Origin of the sequence: Arthrobacter mobilis (genome assembly GCF_012395835.1) — a bacterium.
GTDB lineage: Bacteria > Actinomycetota > Actinomycetes > Actinomycetales > Micrococcaceae > Crystallibacter > Crystallibacter mobilis.
Window position 1 is genome coordinate 1 of sequence record NZ_JAAZSQ010000107.1, and the last position, 514, is coordinate 514.

Genomic DNA, 514 nt, shown 5'->3' on the forward strand with positions numbered 1-514 from the left:
CATGGTTCATAAAGTTCGGGCAGTTGTTGCCAAGGAAAAGAACGCGCCGGTTTCGATCGAGACCATCCTGGTCCCGGACCCCGGGCCCGGGGAGGCCTTGGTGGACATCCTCACCTGCGGGGTCTGCCACACCGACCTGCACTACAAGCTCGGCGGCATCGGGAACGAGTTCCCCTACCTGCTCGGCCACGAGGCCACCGGTGTGGTCGCCGCCGTCGGACCCGGGGTGACCGAGGTGGCCCCCGGGGACCGGGTCATCCTGAACTGGCGCGCGGTCTGCGGCCAGTGCCGGGCCTGCGCCAAGGGCACCCCCCAGTACTGCTTCAACACCCACAACGCCACCCAGCAGATGACCCTCGAGGACGGCACGCCCCTGTCCCCGGCCCTGGGCATCGGCGCCTTCGCCGAAAAGACCCTGGTCGCCGCCGGCCAGTGCACCAAGGTCGACCCCGCCGCCGACCCGGCCGCGGCCGGGCTGCTCGGCTGCGGGGTCATGGCCGGCATCGGCGCGGCC

The 514-nt window shown here is 71.0% G+C and carries 1 protein-coding gene; it reads left to right on the forward strand.

Annotated elements, in window-relative coordinates:
* Position 1 precedes the first annotated feature (1 nt).
* Positions 2-514 (forward strand): alcohol dehydrogenase catalytic domain-containing protein (locus tag HGG74_RS21095; RefSeq protein WP_168489491.1); only part of this gene is annotated, 513 nt, incomplete at its 3' end.